This is a genomic window from Thermogemmatispora sp. (genome assembly GCF_042408735.1).
Taxonomy (GTDB): domain Bacteria; phylum Chloroflexota; class Ktedonobacteria; order Ktedonobacterales; family Ktedonobacteraceae; genus Thermogemmatispora.
The window spans coordinates 18,722-42,659 of sequence record NZ_JBHOQV010000122.1; the positions used below are offsets into that span (position 1 = coordinate 18,722).

General features: G+C 62.3%; 20 protein-coding genes. 5 read left to right on the forward strand and 15 right to left on the reverse strand.

What is annotated here, in order from left to right:
- Positions 1-94 precede the first annotated feature (94 nt).
- The 5 genes from ACFMO7_RS10940 to ACFMO7_RS10960 form a co-directional block, all read right to left on the reverse strand.
- Positions 95-1,069 (reverse strand): alpha/beta hydrolase fold domain-containing protein, encoded by a 975-nt coding sequence (locus ACFMO7_RS10940; protein WP_376795524.1) that lies wholly within the window; start codon positions 1,067-1,069, stop codon positions 95-97.
- A gap of 257 nt (positions 1,070-1,326) precedes the next feature.
- Positions 1,327-2,493, reverse strand: coding sequence for a thiolase family protein (locus tag ACFMO7_RS10945; protein ID WP_376795525.1), 1,167 nt, complete (start codon positions 2,491-2,493; stop codon positions 1,327-1,329).
- Positions 2,494-2,654: 161 nt separating this feature from the next.
- Positions 2,655-3,461, reverse strand: coding sequence for an enoyl-CoA hydratase-related protein (locus ACFMO7_RS10950; RefSeq protein WP_376795526.1), 807 nt, complete (start codon positions 3,459-3,461; stop codon positions 2,655-2,657).
- 46 nt (positions 3,462-3,507) lie between these two features.
- Positions 3,508-3,972, reverse strand: a complete 465-nt coding sequence (locus tag ACFMO7_RS10955) for a Zn-ribbon domain-containing OB-fold protein (RefSeq protein WP_376795527.1) — start codon at positions 3,970-3,972, stop codon at positions 3,508-3,510.
- 80 nt (positions 3,973-4,052) lie between these two features.
- Positions 4,053-6,221, reverse strand: coding sequence for an acetate--CoA ligase family protein (locus ACFMO7_RS10960; RefSeq protein WP_376795528.1), 2,169 nt, complete (start codon positions 6,219-6,221; stop codon positions 4,053-4,055).
- A gap of 267 nt (positions 6,222-6,488) precedes the next feature.
- Between ACFMO7_RS10960 and ACFMO7_RS10965 the strand changes: the two genes are divergently transcribed.
- The 3 genes from ACFMO7_RS10965 (at position 6,489) to ACFMO7_RS10975 (ending at position 10,504) form a co-directional block, all read left to right on the forward strand.
- On the forward strand, positions 6,489-7,172 hold the full coding sequence (locus ACFMO7_RS10965; protein WP_376795529.1) for a TetR/AcrR family transcriptional regulator: 684 nt from the start codon (positions 6,489-6,491) through the stop codon (positions 7,170-7,172).
- A 547-nt stretch (positions 7,173-7,719) separates the two neighbouring features.
- Entirely contained in the window at positions 7,720-8,442 is a 723-nt protein-coding gene (locus tag ACFMO7_RS10970; protein ID WP_376795530.1) for a hypothetical protein, read from the forward strand.
- A gap of 133 nt (positions 8,443-8,575) precedes the next feature.
- Positions 8,576-10,504 (forward strand): copper resistance protein CopC, encoded by a 1,929-nt coding sequence (locus tag ACFMO7_RS10975; protein WP_376795531.1) that lies wholly within the window; start codon positions 8,576-8,578, stop codon positions 10,502-10,504.
- Here the strand turns inward: ACFMO7_RS10975 and crcB (ACFMO7_RS10980) are convergent.
- Genes crcB (ACFMO7_RS10980) through ACFMO7_RS10995 form a run of 4 tightly spaced genes read right to left on the reverse strand, consistent with a single transcriptional unit; the run spans position 10,484 to position 13,188 of the window.
- Entirely contained in the window at positions 10,484-11,062 is a 579-nt protein-coding gene (crcB, locus tag ACFMO7_RS10980) for a fluoride efflux transporter CrcB (protein WP_376795532.1), read from the reverse strand. The two genes, ACFMO7_RS10975 and crcB (ACFMO7_RS10980), sit on opposite strands and share 21 nt — an antisense overlap.
- Complete coding sequence (gene crcB / locus ACFMO7_RS10985) at positions 11,062-11,448, reverse strand: fluoride efflux transporter CrcB (RefSeq protein WP_376795533.1); 387 nt, start codon at positions 11,446-11,448, stop codon at positions 11,062-11,064. The genes crcB (ACFMO7_RS10980) and crcB (ACFMO7_RS10985) overlap by 1 nt, the downstream gene beginning before the upstream one ends.
- Complete coding sequence (locus ACFMO7_RS10990; RefSeq protein WP_376795534.1) at positions 11,445-11,831, reverse strand: DUF190 domain-containing protein; 387 nt, start codon at positions 11,829-11,831, stop codon at positions 11,445-11,447. The genes crcB (ACFMO7_RS10985) and ACFMO7_RS10990 overlap by 4 nt, the downstream gene beginning before the upstream one ends.
- Positions 11,821-13,188 (reverse strand): DUF190 domain-containing protein, encoded by a 1,368-nt coding sequence (locus tag ACFMO7_RS10995; RefSeq protein ID WP_376795535.1) that lies wholly within the window; start codon positions 13,186-13,188, stop codon positions 11,821-11,823. Before ACFMO7_RS10995 ends, ACFMO7_RS10990 begins: the two co-directional genes overlap by 11 nt.
- A gap of 394 nt (positions 13,189-13,582) precedes the next feature.
- On the opposite strand from ACFMO7_RS10995, the gene ACFMO7_RS11000 reads away from it, so the two are divergent.
- Positions 13,583-14,704 (forward strand): winged helix DNA-binding domain-containing protein, encoded by a 1,122-nt coding sequence (locus ACFMO7_RS11000; RefSeq protein ID WP_376795536.1) that lies wholly within the window; start codon positions 13,583-13,585, stop codon positions 14,702-14,704.
- A 62-nt stretch (positions 14,705-14,766) separates the two neighbouring features.
- Here ACFMO7_RS11000 and ACFMO7_RS11005 read toward each other — a convergent pair whose 3' ends face one another.
- The 5 genes from ACFMO7_RS11005 to ACFMO7_RS11025 form a co-directional block, all read right to left on the reverse strand.
- Entirely contained in the window at positions 14,767-15,270 is a 504-nt protein-coding gene (locus ACFMO7_RS11005; protein WP_376795537.1) for a hypothetical protein, read from the reverse strand.
- Between the two features lie 2,185 nt (positions 15,271-17,455).
- Entirely contained in the window at positions 17,456-18,412 is a 957-nt protein-coding gene (locus ACFMO7_RS11010) for an LLM class F420-dependent oxidoreductase (protein WP_376795538.1), read from the reverse strand.
- A 142-nt stretch (positions 18,413-18,554) separates the two neighbouring features.
- Positions 18,555-19,508 (reverse strand): hypothetical protein, encoded by a 954-nt coding sequence (locus tag ACFMO7_RS11015; protein ID WP_376795539.1) that lies wholly within the window; start codon positions 19,506-19,508, stop codon positions 18,555-18,557.
- A 28-nt stretch (positions 19,509-19,536) separates the two neighbouring features.
- Positions 19,537-19,899: an anti-sigma factor family protein gene (locus ACFMO7_RS11020; RefSeq protein WP_376795540.1), complete on the reverse strand. Its 363-nt coding sequence runs from the start codon at positions 19,897-19,899 to the stop codon at positions 19,537-19,539.
- A gap of 8 nt (positions 19,900-19,907) precedes the next feature.
- Positions 19,908-20,600 (reverse strand): RNA polymerase sigma factor, encoded by a 693-nt coding sequence (locus ACFMO7_RS11025; RefSeq protein ID WP_376795541.1) that lies wholly within the window; start codon positions 20,598-20,600, stop codon positions 19,908-19,910.
- A 473-nt stretch (positions 20,601-21,073) separates the two neighbouring features.
- On the opposite strand from ACFMO7_RS11025, the gene ACFMO7_RS11030 reads away from it, so the two are divergent.
- Positions 21,074-22,699, forward strand: coding sequence for a flippase (locus ACFMO7_RS11030; protein WP_376795542.1), 1,626 nt, complete (start codon positions 21,074-21,076; stop codon positions 22,697-22,699).
- A 358-nt stretch (positions 22,700-23,057) separates the two neighbouring features.
- Here the strand turns inward: ACFMO7_RS11030 and ACFMO7_RS11035 are convergent.
- A partial coding sequence (locus tag ACFMO7_RS11035) for an SGNH/GDSL hydrolase family protein (RefSeq protein ID WP_376795543.1) occupies positions 23,058-23,938 on the reverse strand: 881 nt, incomplete at its 5' end.

Below are 23,938 nucleotides of genomic sequence, written 5' to 3' on the forward strand. Positions count from 1 at the left end.
CTTTCCTTCGCCTGCCAGGTAGAGCGAGCTGGCGTAGCGAGCCTGAGTAGAAACGCCTGGACCTGGCGCTCGCGTTCCTTCTCCGCGGGCGGCCTTATCCTCCTCGCTGGGGATGGAGAGCCTCGCGCAGGGCGCGGTCGCGGCTCGCTGCAAACTGCTGAGCCAGACGCGAGGCGGGGGCGATGCCATCCCAGGCGTGGTAAGCGCGTGGATAGACCTGCAGCTCTACGGGGACGCCAGCATGGGCCAGACGTAGGGCGTAGTCGACATCCTCATCGAGAAAGATCTCTGCGGCTCCGACAGCCACGAAGGCCGGAGGCAGGCCGCGCAGGTCCTCGGCTCTGGCCGCCGCCGCGTATGGAGAAACGTTCGGACCGCCGGCAGCCTCGCCGAGGTAGGCGCGCCAGCCGCGGCGATTGTCTTCTCGATTCCAGATCGGAGCCTCGGCAAAGATCTCCGTTGAGCGCGTCGCATCGCGATCATCGAGCATCGGATAGATCAGTAGCTGAAAAATCAGCGGCACCTCGCCGCGGTCGCGGGTCAGCAGGGCCAGGGCCGCGGTCAGGCCGCCGCCAGCGCTGGCTCCGCCGATCGCCAGGCGTGTCCGATCCAGGCCCAGCTCATCGGCATGGGTGGCCATCCACTTGAGGGCCGCATAGCAGTCCTCGACTGCGGCCGGAAAAGGGTGCTCGGGGGCCAGCCGGTAGTCAACCGAGACCACCAGGCACTCGACGCTGTCGACCAGGTGTTGGGCGAGCAGATCATCCTGCTCGATATTGCCAAGGACGTAGCCGCCTCCATGAATCCAGAGCAGTCCCGGCAAGGGACCGTGAACCTGGCTTGGGCGATACAGGCGCACGGGGACATCTGGGGCACCTGCTGGCCCCGGCATCTGGCGATCTTCCTTGTGAACCGTAGGCGAAGCGGGAAAGGTGGTCAGCAGTTGGCGCTGAAGCTCCAGGCCCTGCTGGCGCGTTCCCGGCAGGTCGTCCCAGTTCAAAGGCGGTTGAGCCAGAACCATCTCCAGAGGGGGAAGCAGTTCGGGGTCGTAGACACGAGCTATATCCATCTTGCGTCTCCATACGCTTGCTGCCTTCACTCTGCCAGCCGGCCAGCCAGCTAGCTTTACAATCGGCCGGAGCGTTCTCCGTCTGCGCCTGTCTTGTCACCTGGCTCCCTCCTGCGGGTAGGTGTTCTTCCTTCCTACCTGCAGGCAAGGACGGAGGACCCGTCTAGCCTGGCCCGGGCTGAGAGAGGGAAGAATGGCCGCGGCCCAGCAGAGGGCCGGCAATCGCTATTGCTATTGTACACGATGGCCGGGCTGGCTCAGCCGGGCTGCGTGCCGAGAATGGTGGTCGAGTGATACTGCAGAATGCCGCCGTTGCCGCTTACCAGAATCAGGTCGTGTTTGGGGACCTGGCGCTCCCCCGCCTGACCGCGGGCCTGAATGATGGCCTCCGAGAGGGGTGTGAAGCCCCACATGTAGTAGCCCGAGAGCTGGCCGCCGCCCGTATTGGTCGGCAGCGAGCCGCCGGGACCCAGCTTGCCATCGGCCACAAAGGCCCCACCCTCGCCCTTGGCGCAGAATCCGTAGTCCTCCAGCGTTACCAGCACCGTATACGTGTAGCAATCGTAGATTTCGCAGACGTCGATATCCTGCAGCTCGATGCCGGCCATACGCAAGGCCATCTCGCCCGACTGCTTTGCTCCCGTGTAGATGCCAGGCTCGCGATCGCTGCGCTCGTTGCCGCCGGGCGCGGCCTGGCCCAGGCCCAGAATATAGACCGGTGGCTGACGCAGATGGCGGGCGCGCTCAGCGGAAGTGATCACCACCGCAATTCCGCCGTTGGAAACCAGGCAGCAGTCGTAGAGGCGCAATGGCTCGACGACGTAGCGCGACGCCAGATACTCCTCCATAGTAAGCGGTGTGCGCATCTGGGCTGCCGGGTTCAGCTGGGCCCAGCGTCGTTGCGCAATAGCGATCGCCCCGAGCTGCTCGCTGGTCGTTCCGAACAGATGCATATGGCGACGGGCAGCCAGGGCATAGCCAGGGATGGGACCGAAGACCCCGTAGGCTGCCAGCAGGCCCTCCATGCCTCGCAGCGATAGCAGGTCGGCCCCATAGGCGGCGCCGGCCCCGCGGGCCGGTTTGAGCGGGGCGTCGGCAAAGACCAGCACGACCACATTGGCCAGGCCGTGGATGATGGCCATCGTGGCATACTGAATCATTGTGCCCGCTGTTGCCCCGTACGCGTTCATCACATTCAGCAGGCGCAGATTCTCCAGGCCCAGCGCGCTCTGCAACCCAAGGTGCATCTCGCGCGAGAGATTGGCATTGATCAGCAGGCCATCGACCTCCGCCTTTGTCAGGCCAGCATCCTGCAGAGCCAGCTCAACGGCCTCGACGGCGAAGTCGCTGGCGCTGCGCCCGTAGATCTTCCCCATCGCCGTCATGCCCAGGCCAACAATGGCGCATTTGCCTTTGATGCTCATGAAGAGAGTACGCTCCTTTGTCTTCGCATTGCTTGCCCGCGACCGTGCCCCACCGACGCGCCCGATCCTGGCCCCTCCCCCAGCAGGGGAGGAGCCGGACTGCCGCCGGGCATCGGCTCAGGTCAGGTCAGGTCAAGCCATCAGCCGAAGGAACAATCTCATCAGCGCCCTTTCCACTGAGGCTTGCGTTTCTCCACGAAGGCGCGAGGACCTTCGCGGAAGTCCTCAGATGCCAACAGGATTCGCAAGCGCTCCTGATCGGCGGCCATCGCCTCCTCGATAGGTCGTCCCAGACCTGCTAGCACGGACTCCTTGGTCAGGCGCACGCTCAAAGGGGAGCATTCCAGGATCTCGCTGGCCCAGCGCTCAGCCGTCTCGCGCAGGCGTTCCAGGGGCACCACCTCGTTCACCAGACCATAGCGGGCGGCTTCTTGAGCCGAGAGCCACTTGCCGGTGAGCAGCAGGCCCATCGCGATCTTGAGCGGGAGCTGTTGCGGCAGACGGTGCATCCCGCCGGCAGCGGCGATCAGGCCGACCCGTGGCTCCGGCAGAGCGAAACGGGCCTGCTCGGCGGCGATGATCAGGTCGCAGGCCAGCGCCAGCTCAAAGCCGCCGCCGGCGGCCACCCCGTTGACTGCCGCAATGATCGGCTTCGGGCACTGCAGGCCGATCAACCCGCCGAAATAGACTGCCTGGCCATCAGGGCCGCCCCGAGACGCCACCGGCGGCTCACCACGGGCGGTGGCTTCCGCGGTAGCCTTCAGATCGTTGCCGGCGCAGAAAGCGCGCTCTCCCGCCCCGCTAAGGATCGCCACCCAGGCCCCTTCATCGGCCACAAAGTCGCGAAAGACCGCGGTCAGTTCGGCGTTGGCCTCGGCGTGGAGGGCGTTCATGACCTCCGGACGGTTGATGGTCACATACGCGATGTGGTCCTTTTTCTCGTAGAGGACGTATCGATAACTGCTCACCTGAACCTCCTGTTCTCATTCAAGGGACTGGGACGGGTCGTGGCTCTCAGTGCTCGCGCTCTGCCGCGACGGCGGGTCGAAACTTGGGAAGCGTGATCTCGGCGTTGAGCTGCTCGAAGGTGACCTCCAGGGGCATACCGATGCGTAGCTGCTCGGGCGGACAATCGACGATGGTGCTAATCATGCGTACGCCTTCCTCAAGATCGATCTCCGCGATGATGTAGGGCAGCTCGGAGGCAAAGGCGGGATGATAGAGCTGGTGCATCAACACGAAGCTGTAGAGTGTGCCTCTGCCGCTAGCGGGCGACCAACTCACTTGAGCGCTCCAGCATGCAGGGCAGCGCGTCTTGACGGGCCAGAACCAGCGCCCGCAGGCACTGCAGTGCTGGAGCATGAGCTGCTGCTCTCTGGCTCCGGCGAAGAAAGGGCGCGAGGCCTCGTCCGGGATAGGAACGGGCTTGGGAGGGATAGAGGGACCGTACTCCGCTTTAGTCTGGTGCTGCTCTGTCATTGCTCGTTCATCTCCTCGGCTTCTGTTGCTGGCCAGAGGCGCCTGGCAGTCTCAGGCCCGTACGCCCTCCGGCCAGGCGCTTAGCGCCAGCTCAGCAGCGCATCCAGAACCTCGATCTGCGATCCGTGGATGCGCAGGGGATTGATCTCTAAAGCCTCTAGCCGCTGGCCCAGGGCCTGTGCAAGCTGGCAGAGGCGATAGATTACTTCCACGAGCTGTTCTATATCGGCAGGTGGGCTGCCGCGAGCTCCGGAGAGCAAGGGTCGCCCACGCAACTCGTTGAGCATCTGGTGGATATCCTCGCGGGAGACCGGCAGAACGCGCAGGCTGGTCTCCCGGAAAGCCTCGACCCAGAGGCCCCCGAGGCCGACAGCTAACACCTGGCCCCAAAGAGAATCATGCACGATTCCCACGAGGAGTTCTAGCCCATCGCTGCGCATCGGACTGACAAGGAGGCCTTCCCTGCGAGCTGCCGGGCGGAGGCTCTCAACGGCCCGGACTATCTCTGCAAAGGCGGCGGCAACCTCCTGCTCGCTGCGCAAGTTAAGCCGTACTCCTCCTACGTCGCTTTTGTGCTGGATATCGGGGGAGACAATTTTCAATGCCACAGGCCAGCCGATCTGTCTGGCTGCCGCTACCGCTTCGTCGGTGCTCTGAACCAGGTGCGCCGGGACCAGAGGCAGGCCATATGCTTCCAGCAGATGGCGCACCTGCCATTCTGACCAGCTCTGGACCCCGGATTCCGGCAATACTGGCGGCACAGGCGATGGCTCGTGCTCCCGCGAACCGGCGACCGGCTGCCGGGCGAAGCGACGCCGCTCTTCTGACCACCATGCCGCCCTGGCCAGAGCCTGTAGCCCGCGCTCAATGCCGCCGGGAATGAACGGCCAGCTATAGCGCTCCACAGCTTCCCGTGCTGGCCCGCGGAGATCGCTGCTGACGAAGTCGAGAAGAAAGGCCGGATGGGAACTGCTGCCTAGCCCTGCGACGACGTGCTGCAATAGCCTCATGTTGAAAGAACGCACCTGCTCGCTCTGCTCTTCTGAGGGGAGACTGTGCGCGCAGACGAGCAGGTCAAGGCCCGGATCGGCCCCGACGCGCTGCAAAATCTCCTCGAAGAGCTGGGGCCGGTTGACCACGGCTCCGGTGGTGTCCAGTGGATTGTTCGCTGGACCGAGATCTGGCAGGAGGTCGCTCAGCGCCTGCCTGGTGCTCTCTGTGAACTCGGGTAGCTCGAAGCCGTATTGTTCCGCATAATCGGCGACGAGGTCGCAGGAGCCGCCCGAGAGAGCGACGAAGGCGAGCCGCTTGCCAGGAAGAAGACCTGTCTGGGCCAGGGTGCCAGCGGTGATCAGCAGCTCCTCGATGGAGTTGACGCGCATGATGCCAAGCTGGCGGAACAGGGCATCGTAGATCCGGTCATCGCCAACCAAGGCCCCGGTGTGGGCCTGGGCGATGCGCGCGCTGCGCTCGCTGCGCCCAATCTTGAGCGCCACAACGGGTTTGGCCCTCGCCAGGGCTTTCTGCGCAACCTGACGAAAGCGCTCAGGGGAACGCACGCTCTCTATGAAGAGGGCGATGACTTCCGTGGCTTCATCTTCCACGTAGTAGTCCATGATCTCGCTCATGGAGATCACGGCCTCGTTGCCGGTGCTGACAAGGGCGCTCAGCCCAATATGCTGGAGATAGGCATAGCTGAAAAGCGTGCTAGTCAGGGCGCCACTCTGCGAGATAAGGGCGACTTTGCCGGGAATTACTGGAGGGTAAGGGCTGGGCATCGCCGGGATCCCTCCCACAACGTTCACATAGCCCAGGCAGTTAGGCCCAAGTAAGGCCAGATCATGGGCACGCGCAAAGGCCGCTAGCTCCTGTTGGAGAGACTCTCCCGCTGGTCCTTGCTCGGCGAAGCCGGCGGTGATGATGACCCCATTGCCTACCCCTGCCTCAGCCATCTCCTGTAATACCCCAAGCACAGCCTGGGCTGGGACAATGATCAGGGCCAGGTCGATCGCTGAGCCGACCTCGGCGAGACGCCGGTAGGCTGGTTGGCCGTGGACGCTTCCGCCACGTGGGTTCACGTAATAGACAGGTCCTGTGAAGTGCTCGCTGTGCAGCAGGTAATGCAGATACCTGGACCAGGAAGACTTCTCCGAGGCTCCAACGACCGCTATGCTCTTGGGGTTGAAGAGGCCGTGCAGCCGCTGAGGAGGATAGGGGACCTCGGCAGGCCTGGCCGATGGCTGCGTCATGACAAGTGCCCTCCTTTGGATGAGCTACAGCGAATGGATGGCTGGACAGGATAGAGAAAGGGGGTCTTCTCCCTTATCCATGTCTTCTAACTGTCTGCCTGATTACCGGCAGCCGCCTCATCCCCGCCTCGACGCAGGCTCTACCCTCCGCAATCCATTGGACCTGGCGTAAGTAAAAAAAAACGGACGATTTCTGTCCGTATCTTACCCGCGGAGAGGGCTGGCTGTCAAGGGTTGCCTGGGGGGCCGGGCGGGTTGGGAGAGGGAATGGCCTGGGGTGGAGAGAGCGACTATGCTACAATAGAGAATATGGGAGCTGAGAGAGCAAACGCCGTTGGGCGACCGCGTGATCCAGAGCTAGAGAATCGGGTCTACACTGCGGTGTTGGAACTCTATAACGAAGCTGGCTGGCCGGGCCTCACCTATGACGCTGTAGCCCGTCGGGCCAGCGTTGGCAAATCGGCCCTCTATCTGCGCTGGCCCACCAAAGAAAAGCTTCTCCTGGATGCCCTGGCGGCCCGAACGCTCTCGTTGCAGCTGAGTGATAGCGGCTCTGTCCGTCAAGACCTTCTCGACTTTGCGCGCCAGATGGCGGCTGTCTATCTTGGTCCCGAAGGCTGGCTCCTGCTGCGTGTGGCTCTGGAAGCGCGGAGGTATCCCGAACTGCTGGGTCCCATGCAAGAGCGCTTTGCCAAAGACATTCTGGCCGCGCGAGCCATTGTTCGGCGAGCCGTCGAGCGGGGTCAACTGCCGCCTGGTACCTCGGCAACGCTGCTGACCGACATTGTTGCCGGGGCAGTGCTCAACCACCTGCTCGCCACGCCCCATCATCTCTATCAAGAGATGCTTCACCAGCTTGACCGCTACCTTGAGCATCTGGTTGACCTCGTGCTGGCGGGGGCTATAGCCTTTCATCCTCCTCAGCCGGCGCCAGGCGAGGCCCAGGGCTAGGAACGCTCCTCCTACCCGCTTACCTGCCTACCTGTAGAGCCGGGGGATCTACTCCCTCTTTGCTCTCGTTTCGCCTCTTGCCTCCTGGCTATCAGGACTGGTCTTCCCATGTGCCCGCGCCTGGATCACAGCAGCCGATCTGCTCAAGGGAGAGAGAGGCGTTCTCCGGCCGAAAGCCCTCGGGTAGAATGCTGAGGCTGCGCGACGATCCTGCTGGCAGACTGCTCCCAGGTTAGGAAAAAACCGTAGGGCCTGGCTGCGCCGAGAATAGAGCACCCTCCCAATACACAAGCGCTTACTTCTATCTTATGCTCTTCTCTGTCGGCGGACGGAGACAGTCGGCGACTGAGCAGGGCCTGAGAAGGCCACAAGGCCCGACTGGCCCACCGAGCGCTGAACAAACCGTTCGGTTCTGCCCTGATTGACCATGCGCGGCTGGCTGGACCTGGTCTTGCTGCTAGCGTATGAGGGCAGAATGTCTTTTGAAGAGCCTGGCAGGGAAGGAAGGAAGGAAGGAGTATCACCCATGGCCTCTATCAGGAGACTTATGCGTACAGGAGGGCTGGCCCTGGGGCTGGCTCTTGTCTGCTTGCTCTTGACCACAGGAGTCGTTTCGGCTCACGAGCGTCGTCACGTCGGTCCCTACACCTTTATTGTAGGCTTCCTCAATGAACCGGCCTATGCCCAACAGCAAAACAGCCTCGACCTGACCATCTGCAAAGGCAACGAGTGCAGCTATAGCGCGGGCCAGCAGAACAGCATGGGGAACATGAGCATGAGCGGTGGCCCGACGCTGGCCAATCCCGTGGTTGGCGCTGAGAAGACCCTCAAATTGGAGGTGCGCTTCGCCTCAGCAAGTCCAGTCAGCCTGCCCATTCAAGCGCGCTGGGGGCAGCCCGGCAAATACGTCGCCTATTTCATGCCCACTCGTCCAGGTACCTACACCTTCCATATCTTTGGTACCCTTGAGGGTCTCAAGATCGACGAAACCTTTACCAGCGGCCCCAACACCTTCAGCGACGTCAAGGTCATTCCCGGCTATCCGGCAGAGGCCGGCAGTAGCGCCTCCAGCGTACCGGTGACGCCTGACCAGCTCAAGGCTGTAGAAGGGCGGGCCACGCTGGCGAGTGGCCTGGGGGTGACTGGAGCTGTCCTTGGGCTGGTGGGCCTCCTGCTCGGCCTCTTCGCCTGGCGCCGTGCGGCCACCTCTTCCTCTGGGGGCCGTCTTAGCGCGGCGACCCCGGCAGTAGAGGAGCGGCTACGCGGCTAAGCCGGACCGGACCGGATTGCTATCCAGTTCCTTTCCCTCTCTCTGACGTGGTCAGGTGGCTCTGTCCTGGCCAGGAGGAAGGGCCGATGGGGCCATCTGACCACTCCACCATCCCAATCGTGCAGGCACGACAATGCATCAGCCAAGCCGTTATTCGAGTGGAAACCACCCCTCATGGCCGGCGCCGCTGCCCCGTCTGCTCTGCTGGTGGGGAGCGCTTTGTACGCTGGCTCTGGGCCTGATCATCGCTTCGGGCAGTGCTCATGCCTCGTCGCTGCGGCCCTGGCATGCCCAATACGACCACAGCATTCCCGCCGCCAATGCGCGCCTGCCTGGTGGTCAGGCCCCGCGCCAGGTCAAGGTCTGGTTTACCGAGCGCATCGAAGCTGCCTTCAGCGAGCTGCAGGTCTGGGATCAGGGGCGGCAGCGTATCGATCTCCACAACAGCCGGGGCGTGCCAGGCGATCCCTATGCTCTGGTCGTCGATCTCCCTCCACATCTACCCGACGGCCCCTACACCGTGCTCTTTCACAACGTCTCTGCCGAGGACGGTCACGAAGTCACCGGCAGTTTCAGCTTTGTCGTTGGGGCTGGCCCGCTTCCGAGCAATACCGATGCTCTGCTCAGCCAGTTTGCTCCCACCAGTGCCAATCTCAACCCCTGGAGTGTTGGCCTGCGCTGGCTCAACATCCTTGGCCTCTTTGCCCTTGCCGGTCTCCCTCTTTTCCTCCTCTCCATCTGGCGGCCAGGCGTCGTTCAGGTTAGGAAGCAGGTGGGAACCGAACTAGCGGCGGCCGAGCAACTCGTCAAGCGTCTCAGCCTGCGCTATCTGCTCGCCATTCTGCTGATCCTCAGTCTGGGCTGGCTGGGCTTCTGGTGCTATCAAGGCTGGATCTTCAGCGGCCTGGCCCCCTGGCAGCTTCTCTATGAGGAAAAGATCCTGGGCGAAATCGCTCGCAGTCGCTTCGGCACCATCTGGCTGGTCCGTCTGGTCCTCTTACTGCTCGCCTGGGGCTGCTGGGGCCTTGGCTTGCTCCGCTCTCGCCGGCACGGCTGGTGGGGGAGCTGGGCGCTTACGGGACTACTGCCGCTCGGTGGCCTGCTCATGCTCACAGAAGTGCTCAACTCGCACGCTGCTGCCAGCCGACAGGCTCTGCTCCTGCTGCCGCTCGATACGCTCCATCTGGTGGCCAGCTCGGTCTGGATTGGTACCCTCCTGGCCCTGGTCGTTCTCCTGCCGCCGGCCCTGGGGAAGCTCGTCCCAGGCACAGGCGACCGTACTCGCCTGTTGGCCGTTGAAATCGGGCGCTTCACCCGGCTGGCCATACCGGCGGTCCTCCTGCTGGCGCTGGCCGGAGGACTGGAGGCGCTCATCCTCTTGCCCTCGCCTGCGGCCCTCATCAGCAGCGACTACGGACGGGCCTTGCTGGGCAAGACCCTAACCTTCGCCCTGCTCCTCCTGCTGGGGGCGATCAACGGCTTCTTCGTTGGTCCCCGCCTGCGAGGGCTGGCCCGTCGGCCCGATCGCCAAAGCGGAGCCGCCTCCTTCGCCGCCGGACGTCTCCAGCGCCTCTTTGTGCGAGCTGCACGCTGGGAAGGGAGCCTGGCCTTGCTGCTGCTCATCATTGTGGGCATCCTGACCAGTCTCAGTCCCCCGCCAGCTAACCTCGTTGCCGACGGCACCAAAGGCCCTCTCATCTATCAGGGACGGATGGGAGACCTCAGCTACAGCTTCGTTATCAATCCCGGCCGGCCTGGAAGCAACACCTTTGCCGTCGAGCTGCGCGATAGCCAGGGGCGTCCGCTCAGGCTCGGCCCCGGCGACAGCGTTCTGCTGCGCTGCACCATGACCGACATGGTCATGGGGATCCAGGAAATATCTCTCAGCCCCGTGCCGGGCGAGGCGGGCCGTTATCGTGCCGTGGCCAGCGCCATCAGCATGAGCGGCCACTGGCAGCTCTCGCTGATCGTCAGGCGTCTGGGCTTCGACGACCTCAGCGCCACTTTCAACCTGACCGTCGCTTCCCCCAACAGCGGCCAGTCAGGAGCGCCTGGGCCGTGAGCCAGGGCCCGTCTGGACCGACGGAGAGAGAGTAGAGGAACGCTCAGTGGCGGTCTCGGTCGCCGCCTGTCCGGCATGAACCCGATCCTGAGCGCCGGCAGCGCGGCGATCAGCGGAGGAAGCTGCCGACAGCCGAAGCTGACGCCATCTGCCACGCAGGTCCAGACAACGCTCACCGAGCCAGCGCCCCAGGACAACAGCGAGAATGCCACCGCCCAGGCTCAGCACCAGATAAAGCAGAGCAGCCGCCCAGCGCCCAGCCTCCAGAAGCAGGACATCTCCCAGGGCCAGACTACTAAAGGTCGTGTAGGCTCCCAAGAAGCCGACCGTGATCAATAGCCGGCGAGTAGGGCCGATGAGGAAGGTGGCCTCCGCCAGAACCGTCACCAGGGCCAGCACCAGCGCCCCGCTGACGTTGATCAGCAGAATATCGTACGGCCAGCTCTTGCCGAAGGAGGCCTGGAGCCAGGGACTCAGCAAGGCCCGGGCCAGCGTTCCACAGAAGCCGCCGATCAGAACGGCCCCCAGGCGCCGCCGGGCCGAAAGCGCCTGCGCCACTAGAGCCACCTCCCCACAGCCAGGCCCCCAGCCGCCGCCAGCAGACCCAGCAGCAGGCTGCCGACCAGGTAGAGCAGGCCCAACCAGCCACTACCGTCGCGCAGCAGCTCAACCCCTTCCCAGCTCATCGTGCTAAACGTCGTGTAGCCTCCCAGAAAGCCGGTCGCCAGGACACTCTGCACCATCGTACTGATCACATGCTCCTGCGCCAGAGCGAACAGCAGCCCAATGGCGAAAGCCCCGCTTAAGTTGATGACCAGCGTTCCCAGAGGCAGGGCCGTTGCCGCCCGCGCCGAGATAAAGCGTCCAAGCAAGTAGCGGCTCAAGGCTCCCAAGGCTCCCGCCAGTCCAGTTGCCATCAACTGCCCCAACATCGCCAGGGTCATAGTGATCCCCCTGACCGGGTCGCCGGAGAGACGATCGTCACCGGTGTCAGCGTGATCAGCCCGTGGCCAACCATCTCCCCGACCACGGGCAAAAAGCGCTCTATCTGTTCCTCGCTATCGACCAGCTCTATGATGAGGGGCAGATTGTCGGCAATGTCGGGCAGGCGCTCGCTCACCAGATGATGGGCGGGACCGAAACCCTCGATCCCACGCAGCACCGTAGCGCCGGCCATCTTGTAGCGTTGGGCCTCCTCCAGAATGGCTCTATATAGAGGCTTGCCCTTCCAGACCTCGGCCTCGCCCACAAAGATCCGTAGACGTTGGCCTGTTCGCGCGGGCAGGTCCTGGTCATCTCTCGAGAGAAGAGAACTATTATAAAGCATTTTTATCATCTTCCAGCAAAACGCGTAGCAAATCGGAGCGTCCCACAATACCCACAAGGCGCCCATCGTCATCCACAACCGGTAGCACCTTCCGACCTGTTCTCATCATCGAAGCAATGGCCTCCTGAACTGTCGCCGAGGAAAGCACGGTTACCACGGAGCGATTCATCACATCGCTGGCGCGCCGTGGGGGAGCCGTTAGACCAGGGAGGTGGAAAGCGCCCTCGGGAGGTACCGGTTCTTTTTCGCGACCGCGAGCCAGCCGGCTCAGCAGGGACAGGAAGCGGGGACGCTGCTCTGCTTGCAGGTGCGCCAGCACATCGACATCGCTGATGATCCCCCGCACATGGCGTTCATCATCGACGACCACCACCCTTTTCAGTGGCGACCGCAGCAGCGAGTCGAGAACCTCGGCCAGAGGCGTCTCCTCATGCACCGTTGCCACCTCGCGGCGCACATAATCGACCAGACTCGGTGGGGCCATTGCCCCGCTGGAAGCGAGCTGGACCTGACCACCGCTCGTTTCCTTCTCCTCATCACCGCTGGCCAGGGGACTGCTGACAATGGCGCGCAGGAGATCTGTACGTGAGAGCATGCCAATCAGGTGGCCCTCAGCGTCCACGACCGGCAGCCGGCGCAAGCCCGTCTCCGCCATGAGGCGAGCCGCCTCGCGCAGCGACTGCTCTGGGCGCACCGTACGCACCTGACGATTCATGGCCTCCGCCGCCGTGCGAGCGCTCTGCCCGGCCTGCCCCAGGGGGGCGCGCATCTGCGCTGCTGTTGCCTCATCCAGAGCCAGAGCTGTGCGTATCAGGCCGCGGCGCAGCGGCAGCGCACCCGAGCGGATCAAATCGCCGGTCGTGATCAGTCCAAGCAGGTGTCGCTGCTCATCAACCACCGGCAGAGCGCGGAAAGGGGCCTGTAGCAACATGCTCACCACCTGAGACACTGGCGTCTCGGGCCGGACAGCGGTCACCTTGGTCGCCATGACCTGCCCCACGGTGCGATGGGCCGGTAAACGCTGAGGCTGGGCCAGGCTATACTGGACCACTTCCACCTCGTGCAGGGTGATCAGGCCGCCGCGCACCATTGTCCTCAGACGAGGCAACAACCGCTCGATGCGGGCGGATTGATCGATCACCTGAATCACGACCGTGGCATCAGACGACCAGCGGAGACCATGCCCCTCATGCAGGCGCGCGCTCGCACCGTACCCTGCGATGGCTCGCAGAGCTGTTGCCCCAGCGCAGCCCTCCTCACGCAGTAGCTGCAATATGGCCACGTAGAGGGGTTGCCCGTGCCACTGATCCGCCTCACCCAGATAGATGGTGAGTACCTGTGCTGTTCCCGTGCGCACGGCTTTCCTCGCTAGACTCGCTCGCTTCTTGCTGCCGGCTGGCAAAGCAAAGACATGTGCAGCAGACCGTTCGCCTGCTGCACGCCTGCTCGCTCGCTCGCCAGGTCCCGAGCTATGCCATCCGATACACTGGTTTTCCTATAGCTTGGATGACACAGCAAGGACCACTGCTTGCCTTTGTTGAAGAATAGGATAACACAGAGAGCCGGGCGAGGCCAGTCCCGGGGGCCGTAAGAGAAGCCCAGGGATTTTTTCCCCAGCCGTTCTCTCCCCCTGCCTGGCTAACAGCCTGTCTTTTTGTTTGTTGGAACCATTTCCTGCTCATCGCTGGTGGCCGAGAACATAGCTGAAGAGAATGTCTCAGAGTGCCACGAGAGAAAGAGAGACCTCAGACATGAGGAAGACGACCCTAAGCCTGCGCCAGCTCAATCGGGCCTCGCTGGCGCGCCAATGGCTCCTCGAGCGTGTCGCTGCCTCTCCGCTGGAAGCCATCGAGCATCTGGCAGGCCTTCAAGCTCAACTTGTAGTTCCCCCTTTTGTCGGACTATGGACGCGCCTCCTCGGCTTCGAGAAAGAGGCCCTGCTTGCCCTCTTCCATAGGAGACAGGTAGTGCGTGCCACTATGATGCGCGCCACTCTCCATCTCGTGAGCGCAGCCGACTACCTCTGCTGGCAGCCAGCACTGCGACCTGTCCTGAGCCGCTCGCTGCAATCCTTCTTTCCCCGTGGGCAGGATCCTGCGATCCAGGCTGCTGTTTTGGAGGCCGCGCGCGCTCTTCTCCAAGAGGAACCTTCCACCTTTGCCCTGCTCCGCCAGCGTTTGGCAGAGCGTTTCCCTGAGCTGGAGCCAGCTTTCATCGCCTATCTTGTTCGGATGGGCCTTCCTCTGGTTCAGGTTCCCGATCAAGCACAAGCCTGGGGTTTTGACAGTAACCCGCGCTACGCGCTCGCCTTCGACTGGTTGCGCCAGAAGGATGAGCCGTGGTCGGCTGAAGAAGGGCGACGCCTGCTCGTACGGCGCTATCTGGCGGCCTTTGGGCCGGCCAGCCTCAAAGATCTGCAGACCTGGTCGGGACTCACTGGCCTGGCTCCTATCGTGCGTTCCCTGGGCAGCGATCTTCGTTCCTATCGCGATGAACAGGGTCAAGAGCTATGGGACCTGCCAGAGCAGCCGCTCCCGCCGGAGGATTTCCCCGCTCCAGTGCGTTTTCTGCCCAGTTTTGACAACCTGTTGATCGCCTACGCCCGGCGCGAGCGGATCATACCTGCCACCTATCGCCGGGCCGTTTTTCTCTCGGCAGGGCGGGTTGCGGCCACCATTCTCATCGATGGCTTTGTCGCCGGTACCTGGACTGTCCGGCGTCAGGGCGATCGCCTGAAGCTGCTGATCGCTCCCTGGACTTCGCTCCCTGGGACCCAGCGTCAGGAACTCTTGCAAGAGGCGGAGCGCCTGCTGACCTTCCTTGCAGCAGGAGGCGAGGCGCGGCGAGCCGAAATCCAGATAGAAGCACCCTGAACTGAGCCGGGTACGGCCCACCTGGCCGGCCCGGCTCAGGCCCTGTTCGGCTCAAGAGGCCGTCAGCGGGGGAAGCGGGCTTGCAGCAATAGCTGGGCCAGCCGGTAAAATCCAGCGAGCAGTATCACCAAACTGCCGATTAAAATCAAGTATGGGCCTGGCCCAATGCGAATCGCTAATACTGATGAGCCGGGCGTGGCCCCGCTCAGGGCCTCGAGATCCAGCAATCCCACCAGGCGGAAGTAGATGCCAAGCGTATAGATGGCCAGGGCCAGCGTGAAAGATCCAGTGATCAGGGGCGCGGCCGGTAGCCAGACAATCAGCCGGGGATTGTTTTTCAGCAGCCAGGGCTCTCCCAGCAACTGTACTACCTGCAACAGAACCAGCAGCAGCAATAGCCAGGTCATCAGCCCAATGCTCGTACCATTGAGCATGAACTGTGCGGGGAGCAGCGGGTCAAAGCCCTGTAGCTCAACCCAGGGCAAGAAAAAGCCCAGCAGGCAGGCTGCGCAGCCTCCCAGCATGGCCAGAGTGGCCTGATCGCGGCGCAGGGGGATGACTCCCATGGCAACCAGCGTCCTGAGCGGCCACTCGCGCGAGGTGGACTCCAGACCGGAATAGCTCCGGGGCGGAGTAGCAGAGGTAGTCGGCGGCCTGGGCGCCGGCCTGGGACTGTCCATAGATGCGGCAGGCGCCTGGGTGGACTGAGAGACAACAGGGGGCTTTGGCGAAGCCGCTGGCTGTTCCTTGTTGGCTCTCTCCGCGTCACCTGCTGCCCGTTGAGGCTGCTCGCTCTGATCGGTCGGACCGGCAGCGCTAGGGGCGCTTGAGGCCGGAGCTGGCGCTGCCGCAGGTAGGGGCTGGCCACATCGCTGACAGTGTTCTCCGTCCTCAGCGTTAGAAAAGCCACAGTAAGTGCACAGCATTACCTCGCTCCTTCGGCAAACGTTTCCCGCTACCTTTCTCTCTCGGAGGGCGATAGTCAGAGAGTCGCTCGCTTGCCAGCTACAAACAAAAAAAGAAGCAACACGATCGACGGCGCAGGCAACCTGATCACGGCTGCACCGGGAAGGGGAGCAAAGTGAGCGTGGAGAGACAACAAAGAAACCTTGCCCACATTGGCGAGTCAGCCGTGCGTGCTGCTAGAAACATAGCAAAACACTACTCGTCCCGATGCTGAACAACCTGCTGGCAGACTACCGTTTTCTCGCAGTGGGCCTCAGTAGTGCGTTTTGAGAATAGCACTTGCCTGCTATTTTGTCAATGGACTAAGCAACAAGCGCCCTCCTCGAACTCGAAGATTGAGAGACCAGGAGACCTGCGCTCTTGCCCTTTGGTAGAGAAGCTTTCCTGTAGACGAACGCTCTGGCCCCTTCCCGCCTGTGCAGGCTCAGAAACTCTCGTCCTCCAGAACTTTGGACAGACGGCGGCAGGCGCCGTATATCATCAACAGGCCGCCCAGCAGCATCAGGAAAGCACCAGCCCCTGGTGTGATCAGCGAGGCCAGAGAGCTGGCCGTACTCGCTGAGTTTGAACTGGAGGAGAACCCTCTCAGCAAGCTCTCGATCGCGCTTGAAATTCCGATAGCGATGGCAATCATGTCACAAGCTCGCATGAGGAACAGGGTTCCCACAACGACGGGGGCGATGCAGAGCCAGGGGAGCATTTCAGGCCGCTGCTCCAGCAGGGACTTCTCAGCCAGCGCCAACCCCACTGCGGCGATCAAGAGTAGCAGCAAAGGCCAGCTAAAGAGGCCACCGTTGATCCCTGAGAGAGGCGGCAGGTTAACCAGCGGTATGTGCAGCTCAATCCAGGGCAGGAGGAACCCAATGAAGGCGAGGGAGGCCCCAGCAAGGATAACTGGCTCAGGAAAGCGGCCTCTCGTAGGGAGAAGGGGGAGGTCAAGCGTGTCTGGGTGCTGATCAGCGGAGGATCGAGGAGGGGGAGGCGGGTAAAGCCTGGACTCTTGAGCGGAAGGCTCTGGATAGGGATAGAGCCGGCCTGTCCCTGGCGCGCTGCTCTCTGAGGAGAGCGAACCGCTGGCCTTCGGTTTCGAGGTCAGGGGCGGCAGCCTCTTATGGCATGCCTGGCAAGAGGAAGCGTCATCGGCATTCTGGGCACCACAGTAGATACAGAACATCCTTATCACCTCTCACTGGAGACCGCTCGGAGCAGAGAGTCCCCCTTATCGAAAAGCTGCTAATCATGCTTGTTGTGAATAGGAATTGAGATAATAAGCCAGGTTCCGCCCTCTAGCTGATCAGCTGCTCCTGGCTGGTTTCGTCTATCGCCGGACTGGCCGCAGTAAGCTGAATAAAGGCCGATCGGAGCGAGAACGCCAGGCAGTTAGCAGGCTAAAAATAACAACCTGTCAGATAGTATGGAAGCAAACGGCGGCCTCATGCTGCCGACCAGAGGAAGAAACTGGCCGGTGCCGCTGCGCCCGCAGAGGACATCGCCCCCGCCCCCCTCCTGGGAGGAAGCCAGTGGTGCAGGGAAAGAAGGCTCTAGACGTTCACACAGGTATCAGCGGCCTGGCCAGGACACTTCAGATAACCGATATTTGGTATATGTCTATTCGCTCTAGAGAGTATAGCATTGACAGCTTTCGATGTCAACAGAATATGAGGCAGAAAGATCGTCGGGTTCTTCTGGCTTCCTTTGGAGAGTCAGAAGAACCCGACGCTGGTGTGGGTGACCTGGAGAAGCAGCCGGTTGACTATAGAGGGCGTGCTTCTCTTGGGATGGGGACTATTTAGGGTCGGGCAGGCATGTTTTGGCGAAGAGGTGGAGAGACTCAAGGTGAGTTGCGGCATCCACGAAGCGAATAATCAGCTCATGGATGCCCAAGGCTTCATATTCAGCAACGCGGGCACGGATAGTCTCAGGTGTGCCGACGAGCTGAGTGCGGCGCAGCCGCTCCAGATCGGCGCGCTGCTCTGGTCGCAGTTTGGCCACAGCCTCGGCCTCGCTCTCTGCGATTGCGCACTCATCGATAATCACCGTGCGCCAGATACTCTCATAATCGCGGCCCACGGTCTCGCAGTGCTGGCGCAGTACCGCGAGCTTATGGCGGATCGTCTCCACATCGCCGCCCAAGTTGCAGGCATCGCCGTAGAGAGCCACCAGGCGCAGAGTTACCTTCTCCCCGCTACCGCCGATTAAGATCGGGATATGGGGGCGCTGCACCCCTTTGGGCTGATTAATGGCCCCGCGGACCTGATAATAGCGGCCCTCAAAATAGGCCTCCTCCTGGGTCCACAGGGCCAGGAGCACCTGGAGGGCCTCGCCCAGACGAGCCAGGCGCTCGCCAGTAGAAGGAAACTCGTAGCCATAGGCTCGATACTCGTGCTCATACCAGCCGGCCCCGATTCCCAGGATCAGGCGTCCGTGGCTGAGCACATCGACTGTGCTCGCCATCTTGGCCAGTAGAGCAGGATGACGATAGCTATTGCACGTCACAATCTGTCCGATGCGGACGCGCTGCGTATCGCGCGCCAGAGCAGCGGTAGACATCCAGGCCTCGAAGGTCAGCTCTTGCGTCGGCGTAGGCACCGTATGAAAGTGGTCGTAGAGCCAGATCGAGCGGAAGCCGAGCCGCTCCGCCTCGCGAGCCACCTGTGTCATGGCCTCATAAGCTTCCACTGGATCGGGAAAATCCACCAGATCCAGGCGCCAGCCTTGCGGCACGATTACCCCGAACTGCATTGTCTTCCTCTCTCTCCTTTCCTCTCCTCGAAAAGATAGAGCGTTACTGATGGCAGAAAGCAGGCCAGACGTCCAGGCAGGGATCTGTCCTGCTCGCCTGTCTATCTATCTGTCTGCCAGTCGCTTCCCGGAACCAGGAGGGCTAGCTGGGGGGTGACGTCCCCTGGTTCCCAGGTCTCTCTTGGGACTCCGGGGAAGCCTGATTCTCAGTGGAGGCCGGGCCGGAGCCAGGAGGGCTGGCGGCTTCTCGGCTGGTCGGAGCCGGCGGAGGCTCCTCGCTGATCGTCACACCTTGCAGGAGCAAGGCATTGGGGAGAGCGATCAGGCGACGGCTTCCATCTTCGCTCTGTACCTCGAGCGTCGTATAGGCCCCGCTCGTCGTCTGCAACGTACCGCTGTAGTCGCCCAGTCGTAGCCGCTGGCCGCGGCGAAACTGCTGACGCACATAGTAGCCAGCGATGACATGGCGGGCCACCTCGCGCGTTCCGAAAGCAAAGGTCAGGGCGATGGCCAGGCCGGCGGCGGCCACAATGATTGTCAGGCTGGTGGTTAGCAGAGTCGTCTCAACGCCGAGCGTGGCCAGGGCCAGCACGCAGAGAAAGGCGACGGCCGTATACTCAATCAGCCGGCCCAGCGCGCCCGCATAGGCGATATTCACGTTGCGTGCCACCGTGCTCACCGTATTGCCCAGCACGTGCGCCAGCAGCGAGCCGAGCAGAAGCAAGAGAGCGGCGCTAATGGCGCGTGGCAAGAAAAGCAGGACGGCCTGGAGCAGGGCCGCGACCGGAGTCAGGCCCATCAGCTCCACGGCCTGGATCGAGAAGCTCAACAGCAAAAAGAAAAAAGCCAACTGCGCCAGCAGCTCACTCAGGGGGAGGCGGATACCGAGGGCTGCCAGCGAGCGTCTCAGCCCAATGCGCTCAAAAAGCAGCTCCAGGCGGGTCTGACGAAAAAGGAAGCGCAGGAGCCAGCGCACCAGCCAGCTCAGCAAATAGCCAACCAGAAGAACAATGAGACCGTTCACCAGGCGGGGAATGAAGGCCAGGAGGCTGGTGCCCACGCTCAGCAGTGACTGCAGTAACGGCTGCAAGCTCATAGAAAACCATCACCTCTGCTATTCACCCTCACGCGGGTGGGGTCTGCAAGCGCAGGGCGCCCGTGGCCGGGTCGAGCAAGGCCCCAATCAGATTGATGAAATCGATCAGCCACTGCAGCAGGGCCTGAGAAGAGAGATCGAGCAGCTCCAGGCTACTCTGTTCGGTGTGAATGCGAGCCAGCAGGCGCCGCTCGAAATCCGGAGGGAGGCGCAGGCCGCTATATTCGGCCTGGAGCGCGCTCAACAAGGCTCTCACCTGGCGAGCCAGCTCCAGCTCCCGTTGGCATTCTGGGCAATCGGGCAAAGCGGCCTCTGCCTCGGCCTGCAGCGCTGGCGGCAGCGTACCCTCCACGAGGTCCGGCAGCAGCCGAGACAGCTCTTCACAGTTCATAACAGGCGTTACTCCTCTCGCTTTTGATGGCGATTCTTCTGGGTCAACGATAGTACCTGATAGATCTTCCCGCAGAACTCGCCGAAGAGTTCCTTAAAAGCCAGACGGGCCCGATGGACGCGCATTTTAACGGCGCTCAACTTTGCCTGAAGGATCTGAGCCAGCTCCTCGTAGCTCATGTCTTCCAGGTCACGCAGCAGCAGCACACGCATCTGCTCGCGGTCCAGGCGGCGCAGAACGCGGTTGATGCAGTCGCGCAGCTCGCGCCGCAGCACCAGCTCCTCGGGGGTTGGTCCCGGCGCGGGCAGCTCGCTGAGGCCTGGCTCACTTGAGGCGTCTGCTCCCCGGCTGCGAGGGCGAGCGCGTTCGATCTGGATGGTTTGCTGACGCTGGCGCTGGGTGCGCTCCAGGGCATCCAGGGCCGTATTCGTGGCAATACGGTAGAGCCAGGTTGTGAAGGCGCATTGCATATCGAAGCGCGGCAAGGCACGGTAGACCTTGAGAAAGACCTCCTGGGTCAGGTCCTCGGCCTCCTCGTTGTCATTGACGATCTTGTAGACCAGCGTATAGACGCGCTGCATGTGGCGGGCCACCAGTAGCTCGAAGCTGCTGGTAATCTGCCGAGGAAGCTCCTCCTTGCAGCGGCGCACCAGCACCTCATCCGGGAGACCTGTCTCCCGCTCCAAGAGATCAATTGGCATCGCTCGACACTCAAACAAGCAAAGGAAGAATTAGCAAGGGATACCAGGCGTGGCTGTGCAAAGCGGCGGAGCAGTCCCTGCTACTTCTGGCGTGCAGTGGGGCTGCTGCAAGTTTCAGCTCCCGTGCTGTTCTCGTATCCTGACGGGTCTGCTGGAGCCAGGCGGTCGCTCTTGCCCTGGCTCTCCTCTTTCCCTGCTCGGACCGTTGGCTCTTCAGCCGGGCATGCTTCATTATAGAGAGCCTGTGCGCCCCTGTCCAGTAATGGCGCTCGGCTCGGGAGCTGCTGGTCAGCCCTATCCCGCGCCTCTGTTTGATCGCGGGACGGAAGAGGGCCTGAAGTCCACCCCTTCTCTACCTGGATCGTTATCCCATCATCACCTCAGACTGCTATACCTGAAGAGAGCCGCGCACAGAGCGCGTCGCTGGCCTGGTCAGAGCCTCTCAGACAAAAGGCCTTGAAAGGTGTTTGGGTATGCAGCGCTTGCGCCGAGTGATCTATAATACGCTGATTTCTCTGGGCGGCCAGGTGATCACCTGGACCTCAACTCTGCTGCTGACCATTGCCTATGGGCGCTTCCTGGGCGATGTCAAGTTTGGGGAGCTATACTTCGCTACGACGCTCGCCCTCCTGGTCGGTTTCCCGATGGAGCAGGGCTTTAACCAGCAGCTAACGCGCGATGTGGCTCAGGAGCCGGGCAGGGCGGTGCGCTACCTGGCTAATACCCTGCTGATCAAGGCTCTGGCCTGGGTCCTCCTCTACGCCCTGCTCCTGACGCTCTCCTGGCTGCTGCGCTACGATGGCGAGGTGCGTACGCTGGTGATGATCAGCGGGCTGACCTTACTCTGCACGGGCCTGGGGACGGCCTTTGCCGCCGCCCATTATGCCTTTGAGCGCAATGTGGCCCCGGTGGTGGGTACGATCCTCGAGAAGGCTTCTTCGGCTCTCCTCGGTTACTTGCTCCTCAAGAACGGGGCTGGCGTGGTGGCGATGGCCTGGGTTCTCTGTGGCGGCTCCCTTCTGAATATGCTCTGGCAGGCTCTCTGCTTCTTTCGCTGGGTGGGGTTCCGCCCTCTCCTGGATGGGGCCACGATCCGCTTGCTGCTCCGCTCCAGTCTGCCTTTTCTGATCTATGGGGTGCTCGGCGTCCTCTATTACCGCCTCGATGTGATCTTGCTCTCGCTATTGGGCAACGACGCGATGGTCGGCTGGTACGGCGCCGGCTATCGCCTCTTCGATACCCTAAATTTCTTGCCCAGTCTGGTGATCGCGGCCATTATGTACCCCGTGTTCTCGAAGCTGGCTGTGCAATCACAGGATTCGCTGCGCCTGGCGATCGAGAAATCCCTGAATTTCTTGCTCTTTTGTAGCATACCGGCGGCGACCCTGATGGTGGTGGCCGCTCCCAATATTATTGGCTTTCTCTACCATCGCCCTGAGTTTGTGCATACCTTCAATGTCCTTCGATTACTTGCCCCTGGCCTGGTCTTTCTCTACGTGAATATGGTCCTGAGCACGGTCCTGGTGAGCATCCATCAGGAGCGGAAGATGACGTTGATGGCGGGCGTGGCCCTGGTCTTTAATCTCTGCCTCAATCTGGTGCTCATCCCTCTCTATCATCAGGATGGCGCGGCTCTGGTGACCTCGCTGACTGAGCTGCTCTTTATTGGGCCGTTCCTGGCCTTTATTCCCCGGGCCTTCTGGCCACGAGCCAGCCTGGTAGTGGCCCTGAAAGCCCTGGCGGCCAGCCTGGCGATGGCGCTGGTGGTCTGGTTCTTGCGCTCCTGGCCGATCCTGGCCCTCTTGCCGGTGGCTCTCGTTGTCTATCTGGCGGCGGCGACCCTCTGGCGGACGATTCCACGCTCCGATTTGAAGGCTCTGGTAGAGGCCGCCCTCCGTCGACGGAGAGGGGGAGAGGAGCTGTCGACAGAGGCCCTGGTTGCCCCGCTCGCTCTGGAGCGGGCGGAAGGGCAAGAGATCGTGGCTGGTGAGGCCAGCCTGCTGGCTCAGGAGGCCCAAACAGCCGAAGGCGGCTCCCCGGTCCAGAGCTGGGAACCAGGGCCGGAGACTGGCCAGGCCTCCCTGAGACCCCTGGGCTGAGTCAAGCAGGAGACTGCGCTTCGCACTCCTCTACGCGCCCGCGTGACAGTCGCTGCCTGCTGTTTGGTTGGGTTGATAGAGGGTGGGGCTTCCACTTTCCCTGGCGACTGGGTCCCCGCCCTGGGCAGAGCGCAGGACCGCTCCTCTCGCCTCTCTTGAGCCATCGTGGTTGTGAGGCTTGGGCCAGTCCAGGCCAGGCTCGGGGCTGGCCTGCCTGGTGCGGTCCTGAGGGACAGGCGAGGCGGCTGGCAGAGACATGGCGGGCGAAGGCTGGTGGTCGGGTCGGAGCATGAAGAGAGGGGCCCAGATGGGTGGGAGGGAGAGGTGAGCCTGGCCAGCCAGGTGGGGAGGGCGGCCCTTAGTGCCAGAGACCATAAGGGCGCAGGGCCTCGAACCAGGCTCGATTGATGGCTACAATGCCGGCGGCGTTCGGGTGGATGCCATCTCGATCCAGGTAGCCCGGGTGGCTGGCGAAAAGACTGTAGAGGTCGGGGCCTTTCATCAGTCCGGCGCTCGCCGTAATCTCCAGAACCACGCTGTTCAGCCGCTCAATCTCGGCATTCAGAGTGGCGCCATCGCCTGGCCTGTTAGTGGCGGGGGCGAGGGCCAGAACTGGTACATGGCCGGCCTGCTTGATGCGGCTCACTAGCTCCTGCAGGGTCTGATGGTAGGTTGCAGGGTCAACCTGGCCAAAGGCATCGTTCGTACCAACCTCGATCAGCCAGTAGTGCATGTCGGGATTTAGCGCGAGAAAGGTATCCAGTTGCTGGAGCATGCCAGCGCTCGTCTGGCCACCGATGCCTCCATTGACCAGAGCGGGAAAGGCCCCAGGATAGGCGGTGTGCACCAGCTCGGGCAGGGCCGGCTGATTCTCGTTGAAACGGTTAAAGGTCAGGGCGGTGATCGAGGTGCCCAGGCAAAAGAAGGTATCGTTGAGGGCGGCTGTGCTGGAGGCATCAAAAAGGTCGATCTCGTCGATGAGAAACTCGTGCTCGCTGTTGCCCGGCTGGACCCCAGTTACTGTCATCTTTACCCAGGACATTCCCGCAAAGGGAAGCAGGTGCTCGCGATTGCGGGCACGGTTAGCGGTGACCGTCACCAGCGTTTTCCAGGAGCCATCGGCTCCGTTGGTGCTGTTGGCGGAGACAGCGATTGTATACGAGCGGGGACCGGAGCCGCTATCGCTTAGATAGTCGAAGACATAGTCGCTGGCCCAGACCAGGAGCAGGCGCGAGGGGC

Bases quoted from the DNA above. Each gene is read 5' to 3' on its own strand.
- ACFMO7_RS10940 (WP_376795524.1), bottom strand. From the start codon at position 1,069: ATGGATATAGCTCGTGTCTACGACCCCGAACTGCTTCCCCCTCTGGAG.
- ACFMO7_RS10945 (WP_376795525.1), bottom strand. From the start codon at position 2,493: ATGAGCATCAAAGGCAAATGCGCCATTGTTGGCCTGGGCATGACGGCG.
- ACFMO7_RS10955 (WP_376795527.1), bottom strand. From the start codon at position 3,972: ATGACAGAGCAGCACCAGACTAAAGCGGAGTACGGTCCCTCTATCCCT.
- ACFMO7_RS10960 (WP_376795528.1), bottom strand. From the start codon at position 6,221: ATGACGCAGCCATCGGCCAGGCCTGCCGAGGTCCCCTATCCTCCTCAG.
- ACFMO7_RS10965 (WP_376795529.1), top strand. From the start codon at position 6,489: ATGGCCTGGGGTGGAGAGAGCGACTATGCTACAATAGAGAATATGGGA.
- ACFMO7_RS10970 (WP_376795530.1), top strand. From the start codon at position 7,720: ATGCGTACAGGAGGGCTGGCCCTGGGGCTGGCTCTTGTCTGCTTGCTC.
- ACFMO7_RS10975 (WP_376795531.1), top strand. From the start codon at position 8,576: ATGCATCAGCCAAGCCGTTATTCGAGTGGAAACCACCCCTCATGGCCG.
- crcB (WP_376795533.1), bottom strand. From the start codon at position 11,448: ATGACCCTGGCGATGTTGGGGCAGTTGATGGCAACTGGACTGGCGGGA.
- ACFMO7_RS10990 (WP_376795534.1), bottom strand. From the start codon at position 11,831: ATGCTTTATAATAGTTCTCTTCTCTCGAGAGATGACCAGGACCTGCCC.
- ACFMO7_RS11000 (WP_376795536.1), top strand. From the start codon at position 13,583: ATGAGGAAGACGACCCTAAGCCTGCGCCAGCTCAATCGGGCCTCGCTG.
- ACFMO7_RS11005 (WP_376795537.1), bottom strand. From the start codon at position 15,270: ATGGGAGTCATCCCCCTGCGCCGCGATCAGGCCACTCTGGCCATGCTG.
- ACFMO7_RS11010 (WP_376795538.1), bottom strand. From the start codon at position 18,412: ATGCAGTTCGGGGTAATCGTGCCGCAAGGCTGGCGCCTGGATCTGGTG.
- ACFMO7_RS11015 (WP_376795539.1), bottom strand. From the start codon at position 19,508: ATGAGCTTGCAGCCGTTACTGCAGTCACTGCTGAGCGTGGGCACCAGC.
- ACFMO7_RS11020 (WP_376795540.1), bottom strand. From the start codon at position 19,899: ATGAACTGTGAAGAGCTGTCTCGGCTGCTGCCGGACCTCGTGGAGGGT.
- ACFMO7_RS11025 (WP_376795541.1), bottom strand. From the start codon at position 20,600: ATGCCAATTGATCTCTTGGAGCGGGAGACAGGTCTCCCGGATGAGGTG.
- ACFMO7_RS11030 (WP_376795542.1), top strand. From the start codon at position 21,074: ATGCAGCGCTTGCGCCGAGTGATCTATAATACGCTGATTTCTCTGGGC.